This window comes from Mycobacterium sp., from assembly GCF_035506235.1.
Classification (GTDB): domain Bacteria; phylum Actinomycetota; class Actinomycetes; order Mycobacteriales; family Mycobacteriaceae; genus Mycobacterium.
Map to the genome: position 1 here is coordinate 1 of NZ_DATJPU010000300.1, position 8396 is coordinate 8396.

General features: G+C 66.7%; 10 protein-coding genes and 1 pseudogene. All 11 read left to right on the forward strand.

From position 1 onward, the window contains the following. Window positions 1-166: 166 nt before the first annotated feature. Window positions 167-343: pseudogene (locus VMD50_RS28005) on the forward strand (LLM class F420-dependent oxidoreductase); the annotation flags it as partial. Between the two features lie 29 nt (window positions 344-372). Next, on the forward strand, window positions 373-1812 hold the full coding sequence (locus VMD50_RS28010; protein WP_325432930.1) for a recombinase family protein: 1440 nt from the start codon (window positions 373-375) through the stop codon (window positions 1810-1812). Between the two features lie 465 nt (window positions 1813-2277). Further along, window positions 2278-2511, forward strand: a complete 234-nt coding sequence (locus tag VMD50_RS28015; protein WP_325432932.1) for a F0F1 ATP synthase subunit delta — start codon at window positions 2278-2280, stop codon at window positions 2509-2511. Between the two features lie 191 nt (window positions 2512-2702). After that, window positions 2703-5243, forward strand: coding sequence for a DNA primase family protein (locus VMD50_RS28020; protein WP_325432934.1), 2541 nt, complete (start codon window positions 2703-2705; stop codon window positions 5241-5243). A 130-nt stretch (window positions 5244-5373) separates the two neighbouring features. Continuing rightward, entirely contained in the window at window positions 5374-5589 is a 216-nt protein-coding gene (locus VMD50_RS28025) for a hypothetical protein (RefSeq protein WP_325432936.1), read from the forward strand. Continuing rightward, a complete protein-coding gene (locus VMD50_RS28030; RefSeq protein ID WP_325432938.1) occupies window positions 5586-5837 on the forward strand; it encodes a hypothetical protein in 252 nt (83 codons plus the stop codon). The genes VMD50_RS28025 and VMD50_RS28030 overlap by 4 nt, the downstream gene beginning before the upstream one ends. 14 nt (window positions 5838-5851) lie before the next feature. After that, window positions 5852-6295 (forward strand): DUF6011 domain-containing protein, encoded by a 444-nt coding sequence (locus VMD50_RS28035; protein WP_325432940.1) that lies wholly within the window; start codon window positions 5852-5854, stop codon window positions 6293-6295. Between the two features lie 133 nt (window positions 6296-6428). Then, a complete protein-coding gene (locus VMD50_RS28040) occupies window positions 6429-6722 on the forward strand; it encodes a hypothetical protein (RefSeq protein WP_325432942.1) in 294 nt (97 codons plus the stop codon). Next, window positions 6722-7156: a helix-turn-helix domain-containing protein gene (locus VMD50_RS28045; protein WP_325432944.1), complete on the forward strand. Its 435-nt coding sequence runs from the start codon at window positions 6722-6724 to the stop codon at window positions 7154-7156. The genes VMD50_RS28040 and VMD50_RS28045 overlap by 1 nt, the downstream gene beginning before the upstream one ends. Next, a complete protein-coding gene (locus VMD50_RS28050; protein ID WP_325432946.1) occupies window positions 7156-7551 on the forward strand; it encodes a hypothetical protein in 396 nt (131 codons plus the stop codon). Before VMD50_RS28045 ends, VMD50_RS28050 begins: the two co-directional genes overlap by 1 nt. Further along, window positions 7548-8396, forward strand: an 849-nt coding sequence (locus VMD50_RS28055; RefSeq protein WP_325432948.1) for an HK97 family phage prohead protease, incomplete at its 3' end; no start/stop codon positions are given. The genes VMD50_RS28050 and VMD50_RS28055, both read left to right, overlap by 4 nt.

Below are 8396 nucleotides of genomic sequence, written 5' to 3' on the forward strand. Positions count from 1 at the left end.
TCCTCGGCGGCCATGATCTGGCGGTATTTCCAGACGCCGAGAACCAGTGCGAGCAGGAAGATCAGGCCGGCCGCCAGCAGCGTCATCTTGGTCTCGAGGCCCAGGGTGGAAGTCATCGTCTGACGAGTTTAGTTTCCCTTAGTAAAGCCCGGCTAACGTCGGGTTCATGCGATTTGCATTCAAAACCTCACCCCAAAACACCACCTGGCCCCAGATGCTGGCGGTCTGGCAAGCGGCCGACGACATCGACGTCTACGACTCGGGGTGGACCTTCGACCACTTCTACCCGATCTTTTCCGACAGCAGCGGGTGCCTGGAGGGCTGGACGACGTTGACTAGGCTTGTGCCGGTGTCACCACTATAATACAAGGTGTGCATACCGCGCTATATTCCCGCGTGTCGCAGGACGCGACCGGTGAACGGCTAGCCGTACAACGCCAGTACGACGACTGCGCCGTTCTGGCCGACCGGCTCGGCTGGACCATCGTCGAGCACTTCTCCGACAACGACATCAGCGCCTACGACGGATCGGCCCGTCCTGGGTTCGAGGCGATGCTGGCCGCGATCAAACGCGGCGAGGTCAACGCCATTATCTGCTGGCAACCCGACCGGCTCTACCGATCCCTGAAAGACCTCGAGCGTCTCGTCGATGCCACCGATCGCGGGGTGCAGATCGCCACGGTCAACGGCGGGGATCTCGACCTGTCGCATTCCACCGGCCGGATGCTGGCCCGAATCCTCGGCTCGGTATCCCGTCAGGAGTCCGAGCTGAAAGCCGAGCGTCGGCGCCGCGCCAACATGCAGCGCGCCGGACTCGACGGCAAGGGCGCCGCGCGCCGGCCCGGGCGGTGGCGCGCCGATCAGCCCCGGGTGTTCGGCTACACCCAGCGCGGCGAACCACTGGAACCGGAAGCCACCGCTGTACGGCAAGCCATACTCGATGTCCTCGGTGGCCGGTCGCTGCGATCGATCGCCGCCGAATGGAACGAGCGGGGACTGCTCACCCCCCGCAGCGCCAAACGCGGCGGTGGCCGCTGGTCCAACCTCACCTTGCGGCGCGTGTTGGTTCGGCCGGTCTACGCCGGGCTGGTCGTTTACCAGGGCAAGGTGGTCGGGCGGGGTGAATGGCAAGCGATCATCGATGAGGACACCCACCGCGGCCTGGTGGCCTACCTGTCCGACGAGGCCCGCCGCCCGGCCACCGCGTTCGAGCGCAGGCACATGGGTTCGGGTGTCTACCAGTGCGGGGTCTGTGACGGCAAGCTATACGCCACGTTCCCGTCAGCGGCGCGGCCCATGCTCTACAGCTGTAAACCCCACAAACACGTCGCCCGTCTCGCCGCCCCGCTCGACGAACTGGTCACCGAAGTGGTGCTAGGTGTCCTACGTCGCGACGACATCGCATCCCGGCTGCGCCCCCGTGAGGGGTTCGACGTCGTGGTGATGCATGCCCGCCGTGAAGCGCTGCAATCGCGCATGGACGAGCTGGCGGCCATGTTCGCGCGCGGGGAGATCGACGCCAGCCAACTACGTTCCGGCACCGCCGAGCACCGCGGCCGCGTCGGCGAGATCGACCGGATCTTGGCCGAGCAGGTCCGCACCAGCCCCACCATAGTGCTACTCGACGGCGACCCCGACGACCTCGAAAACCGTTGGGACGCATTGCCCCCAGACATGCAAGGCAAGGTCATTGATGAACTGGCGACGGTGATCGTGAAACCGACCAACGGGGCCAAAGGCGTTGACCGCGACGGGATCGTCGACCTCGACTTCGTCGACATCATCCCGAAGAAGCTGCCCGGCGATGCCTGAGCCTGAGCACATCATCCAAGCCATATGCAACGACCCGCGGCACGCACGCGGCAAGGTGGCGAAGGTGGCGACGTTCGGCCGGTTCACCTTCCCTCACGGCGAGGTCCGCTGGCTTATCCTCGATGCCGGTGAGTGGCGCTACACGCGGCCCGACCCGACCGGCGTTTACCGGCGTTACGGCGCCCACGACGAGGACAGGGGCAGCACCTATGTGTGGCCGTGCAAGCTGTGCCCGCGGTCGTTGGAGGTCACAGAAATCACATTGCGCCGAGTGTTGGAAGACACCTATCAAGGGTTGCTGAAAACGACTGGAAATGAGCGTGTGTCGCAGGTACCTATCACCGTTCTACGGCAGGTAGCATCTAGACAGCCGCGGTAATTGGCGGTGCGACCGGTGACGGCATATCACCGGGTAAGCCTCCCCACGGCGAGGGTGTGTTTCACCCTGCCCAGGAGGCATTTTTCATGTCCACGTGGACATCCGAACGCGCCCGCATCGCCGCCCTGAAACGTGGCATCCGCGCCGGTGAACGCCCCGCCGACGACCCCGCGCTGACCGAGGCCTACCGCAACCTGCGCGCCGAACGGCTCGCTGAACACGTCGCGACGGTCGTCGCCGGCTTTCCGAAGCTGACCGACGAACAACTCAACCGCGTCGCCGCGATCCTGCACGCCGGCGCCCAGAACGGCGCGGCATGACCACCCGCGGAGGCCCCCCCAATGACAGAGGCCGGGCGCTAGACCCGGCCTCCGCAGAAGCGGTTTTCACCACCATCACCATCACCGCCGGGCACCACCCCAACGATGGCCACCCGCCCCGCAACCGGAAGCGGGTGACGTGACCGATTATATCGGTTCCGGCCGGCGCGGACGCGTATTGGTGGGCGGCGATGACTGAAAAGACCGCCGCCGTCGACTTCACCGCCCTGCTGCTCGGCGTCCTCGGCCACGGCGACGGGGAATTCACGTCGCTCGGCTACGAGGACGCCGACGGCACTTTTCACACCGCCGTCTACCCGCCCGCCGACGCACCCGGCACCGTTGACCAGCTCCCCGCGACGGCCAACACCTACTTCGGCGTCTGCACTGTACGCGGCCCGGCCCGCCGCAACGCCGGCCGCGGCAAAGAAACCGACGTGACCCGGCTGACCGGGCTGTGGTGCGATCTCGACGTCAAGGAGGGCGGCTGCCCCTCCCTGGACGTCGCCAAGGCGATCATCGCCAACCTTTCCATCATCCTGGACACCCGCCCCACCGTCATCGTCGACTCCGGCCACGGCCTACACCCCTACTGGCCCATCAGCGACGGGCACATCACCGATAGTGACATCGGCCCGGCCAGGGCGCTGGTGAAGCGGTGGGGGCGGCTGGTCGACGTGGTCGCCGAGAAGCTCAACGCGGGCGTCGACAATGTCTTCGACTTATCGCGCATGATGCGCGTCCCCGGCACCCTCAACTGCAAGCACACCAACGGCCAAGGCCCCCTGCCCGTCATCGCCCACGACGACCAAGGCAGGCCGCTCACCGTCACCGAGGTAGACGAGCGGCTCACCGAGGTCGGCATCCTCGAGGAACCCGGCGACCGCGACGCCGACACCGAACAGATCAGCGACCCCGGCGAATGGCAATACGCCAACCACACCTGTGGCTACGTCGCCGCGATCCTCGCCGGCCTACCCTCCGACGGGCCACCCGCCAACCCGAAGCCCGGCAAGGGCCGCGGCCGCCACCAATGGGCCGCCAGCCAGGCCGTCCGGCTGACCTGCGCGCTGCGGCAGGGCTGCATCACCGAAGCCGACTGGCGCACCGCGCACAACCTGCTGAAGCAACGGCTCCAGGAGCTGCGCGCCGCCACCGGCGACACAGTCCCCCGCCACGAGATCGGCGGCCTGTTCAAACTCGGCAAGCAACGCACATCCACCAAAACCGACGACCAGCGCCGCGCCGAACTCGGCGACCACACCCACGACAAGGGGGCGGCCGTAACCGCGGCAGACACCGGCCCGACCGACAGCGACGACAGCATCCGGGCGTTCAAATTCCCCGACGGACACCGCCCCACCGACATCGGCAACGCCGCCCGACTCCTCGCCCACGCCGGGCACCAGCTCCGCTATGTCCACGCCTGGGGAAAATGGCTCGTCTACCAGCGCGGCCGGTGGATCATCGACGAAAAAGATGCCCTCGTCACCGAGATCGCCAAACAGGTCGCCAAGGGCCTCTTCGAACTTGCGGCGAAAACCGCGAACCGCGACAAGGAGGAAGCCAAGCCAATCTGGGAGTGGGCGCTGCGCTCGTGTTCCTCGAGTGCGATCACCGCGATGATCCGCCTCGCCCGCGGCCACCCCGGCATCCTCGTCGGACACGAAGAACTCGACGCCGATCCCTGGCTGCTCAATGTGGTCAACGGCAGCATCGACCTGCGCACCGGGAAACTGCGCCCGCACGACCCGGCCGACCTATGCACGATGCAGGCGCCCGTGGTCTATGACCCGAACGCCACCGCCCCCCTGTGGGAGGAATGCCTGCAGCGCTGGCAACCCAACGACACGGTTCTTGACTACCTGCAGGTGCGCGCCGGTGCTGGCGCCACCGGAGAACCCACCGAGACCATCGACATCGACTACGGCCACGGCAGCAACGGCAAATCGAAATTCCACGGCGCCATCCAGCACGTCCTCGGCCCCTACGCCACCGTGCCGCACAAAAGCCTGCTCGTCGCCGGGCGCTTCGAGCAACACCCCACCGTCGTCGCTGACCTGTTCCGTAAACGCCTCGCGGTGGCCTCCGAGACCCAGGCCGACGAGGCCCTCAACGACGAGGCCGTCAAGAACCTCACCGGCGGCGACCGGCTCAAAGGCCGGCGGATGCGTGAAGACGCTTGGGAGTTTTGGCCCACGCACAGCCTGATCATGTTCTCCAACCACAAGCCCACCGTCCGTGGCCGGGACGAAGGCATCTGGCGGCGACTGCGGCTGGTCCCGTGGCAAGTCACCATCCCCGAGCACGAACGCGACGAAGGACTCGCCCGCAAGCTGCAGGCCGAGGCGCCCGGCATCCTGCGGTGGATCGTCGACGGAGCCATCCAGTACAACAGCGCTGGGCTACGCCCGCCTTCCGTAGTGCGCGACGCGACAAGCCGATACCGCGCCGACGAAGACATCATCGGGCGATTCATCCGTGAAGTGCTCGAGATCGACACCACCGAGGTCGGGCTCCGCAACACCTGGTGCTACTCCATCGACATCAAGAACGAGCTCGACGACTGGTGCAGCGAACAGGGCATCGAGGAACCGCCGCGAATGAACGAGATCGCAGCAACCCTCCGCGAGCAAGGCTGCAAAGACGGCGGCCGCAAAAAAATCCACGGGAAACGATCCACGATTTGGCGCGGCGTCAGCGTCGCTCAGAGAGGGAGCGAAACGCTGTGACCTGCACCGTGCCACCCATGCCACCCTCCGCTGGTTTGTTTCTCGCGCGTACGCGTTTTCAAATTCAAATAAGAACAGGGTGGCATGGGTGGCACGGCTGGCCTGCCAGCAAACTCGCGGAGCGCCCCTGATGGCCGGAATCCCTACCCGCTGCGCCGGCTGCTGTGCCCGACTCCACCCGCACAACATCACCCGCCTGTGCGCCGAGTGCAAACACATCGCCCGCCACCGGCGCTGCACCGGCCAACCCGCCGACACCACCGACCCGGTCACCCACGATCAGGCGATCGCCACCACCGTCGCCGTCCTCGGCGGCCGCATCATCTCGGAAGGCACCACCCTATGAACGGCCGCCAGCGCCGCCACGCCCGCGACCCACAATCCGTCCGCAAAATCCGCAACCTGCAAGACCGCGTCGAACAAACCGGAAAACCCGGCATCCTCCACGGCTTGACCGGCGCCTGCAGGGACTGTCACGCCACCGGTGAAATCGTGCTGCTACCCGGCCGCCGCCACGTCGTCGGACACATCTGGCACGACGAAGGATGTCCCGCCGCCGCAGGTGTCACCAAATGGCAGCCGGAACCCATCTAAATAAGGAGAACAGCATGACCGACACCACCACCGATTGGGAGCGCCGCGTCATGGCCACCGACTGGCACGACATCCCCCGCGGCCACTACGCCATCGCCGTCTACGACGACGACGACGAGGACTACACCCTGCTCGGGTACAAACTGTTCGAGCGCAAGGTCCCGCAGACGTACAAAAACGGCCGCACAGTCGGATGTGACGGCTGGAAACGCAGCTACGCCCTAGCACCCGGGACCACACCTAGCCGCGCGGCGTTCGACAAGTTACGCGAGAACGCTCTGGACGACACCGAGTTCTGCCGACGCTGCGACATCGATTCTCTACTGAGTGACCTGGACTGGCACCGCGAGGAGTTCGGACGATTAACCGGCCGGTGCGGTTGCTGCGGCAAGACCCTCACCGACCCGGACTCCAAGATGCGCGGCATCGGACCTGAGTGCATCAAGGGCCTGCGATGACCGGCCAGCCTCGCCGCTTGTGCTGCACATGCTTTCGGCGGTACGCGCCGCCCGGAGGGTACAAGTGCGGCGACTGCGATCCCGGCCGCCAGGCCGATCGGTCCGCTTTCTGCGAGCCCCGGGTGGGCGTGTCGTGACGCCTGAGCCTGACACCATCGCCCACGTCCTCGACGAACTCCTCGACGCCATCAACGCCTGCCCCAATCCCGCCCCGGGCGTCTGGGGACGCTTCGGCCAGGTGGCCGGCTATGCCAAGGAGCTGCGGCAGTTCCTTGGCACCGAGGCGGGCACCGCGCGCTTCGACGACTACATCCAAGCCCACCTGTTGGCCTACCTGTTCTCCGCAGATCCCGACCAGGCGCAGCAGGCGCTGGCAGAAGAATTCACCGCGGAAGTGCGGGCAGCCTACCGCCGCGGCCCCGAGTGATGCCCGGCTCACCGGTCGACCTCTCGGAGCACATTCGCTGCGTCGACGGCGCGCTGCAGCTCACATACCCGACCGCGATATATGTCGTGGCGCTGCTCGACGTGTTGGAGAAGTTGGCCGCTGACCGCTACGGCGCCCCGCCCCGAGAGCCGTTCGGGGCGGTCCGGGACGCGCTCAACGCCGCGGCCTGCCAGCTGGCGCCGGCCGGGACTTGCGCAGCCGCAAGCGAGGGTGAGGAGGCTGTCAGCATGGTGGAAGGAGCACCGATGTCGACCAGAGAGGCAGCCGAATTGCTTGAGATCAGCACAGCCGGCACGACGTATCTGATCCGACACGGCCGGCTTCAGGCCACCAAGTTCGGCCGTCAGTGGGCGATCACCGGCGCCTCGGTCGCAGCGTACCGGGCCAGCCGCAGGCGAAAGGACGTGGCCTAATGGGTCCTCACCCGCGCGAGATCATCGCCGGGGCAGCCGCCGATGCCGACGACGCCTTCGAGGTGGCTGTGGCCGAGGCGCTCGAGCGGCGCACCGCCGAGCACGCCGCCGCGTCAACACAAACAGCGGCTTTTGATCGCCCCCTACACGACGCCGAGCGCACCCTGCTCGGCTTCCTGGCGGCCCGCACCATCGCCGAACAGATCGGCTGCAGCCTCGACGAGGCTTTCGACGCCCTGTCCGCCGCGGCAGGCGAAGGGCAGGTTGTCCTCGCCGGGGACGCCGCCGACGTCCGTGTCAGCGTCCGCGGGAAGGTGGTCGTGCATGCCGGGCGCGACTGGCTGGCCTTCCGTTCACAGTGGCCCGGCGACGATCCTTGGCAGGACCGAAGATGAGCGACGAACCCACCGACCGCTATCCCGACAGCGAAGGCCCGTTCGCCGGTCCCAACAACACGTTTCCGCTCAACACCCGCAAGCGAGTGCTGAACGCGTGGGCCCGCATCCACCAGGCCAAGGTCATCGCCAACCACAGCCCGGCCGAAGTCGCGTCCATCAAAGCCAAGATTCGGGCCCGCGCCAAAGAGCTCGGAATCGTGCTCGAGGACGGCGCGGGAACCGACAACGACTCCGTCTCCTCACTAGAGCGTGCTTTCACGCCCGGCCTGATCGAGCTGCGCTCCGGCGGTGCCGGGCGAACCATCTTCGGGTACGGGGCCGTATTCGGCCAACTGTCCCGCCGGATGGCGTTCGGGTACGAGCAAGTTTCGCCGGCGTTCTTCGACCACAGTTACACAGAGGGCTGGCGGGACGTGGTGTGCAGGGCGGAACACGACCCACGATTGCTGCTGGGCTCGACCCACTCCGGCACGTTACGGCTCGCGGTCGACCACCGGGGCTTAGCTTATGACTGCGACCTCGCGCCCAGCCGCCAGGACGTGCTCGAATCGACCGCCCGGGGCGACTACCCCGGCAGTTCCTTCACCTTTGTCTGCATCTCAGACGAGTTCGAATACCGCAACGGGGACCCTGTGCGAAATCTGCTGAGCGGCAAGCTCATCGACACCGGCCCTGTCACCGTCCCGGCCTACGGCACCAGCGCCCCCGGCTTGCGGAGCCTGGCCAGACACATGGACGCCCCGCTCGCCGACATCGAGCAGTTGGCCGCTCAAGGCGAGCTGCGGCGCCTGTTCACCCGCTCCGACATTGACTGCGGCGCACCCGCCAAGACCACGACCGGC

Coding starts and splice junctions, on each gene's coding strand:
- VMD50_RS28015 (WP_325432932.1), top strand. CDS start 2,278: ATGTCCACGTGGACATCCGAACGCGCCCGCATCGCCGCCCTGAAACGT.
- VMD50_RS28020 (WP_325432934.1), top strand. CDS start 2,703: ATGACTGAAAAGACCGCCGCCGTCGACTTCACCGCCCTGCTGCTCGGC.
- VMD50_RS28025 (WP_325432936.1), top strand. CDS start 5,374: ATGGCCGGAATCCCTACCCGCTGCGCCGGCTGCTGTGCCCGACTCCAC.
- VMD50_RS28030 (WP_325432938.1), top strand. CDS start 5,586: ATGAACGGCCGCCAGCGCCGCCACGCCCGCGACCCACAATCCGTCCGC.
- VMD50_RS28035 (WP_325432940.1), top strand. CDS start 5,852: ATGACCGACACCACCACCGATTGGGAGCGCCGCGTCATGGCCACCGAC.
- VMD50_RS28045 (WP_325432944.1), top strand. CDS start 6,722: ATGCCCGGCTCACCGGTCGACCTCTCGGAGCACATTCGCTGCGTCGAC.
- VMD50_RS28050 (WP_325432946.1), top strand. CDS start 7,156: ATGGGTCCTCACCCGCGCGAGATCATCGCCGGGGCAGCCGCCGATGCC.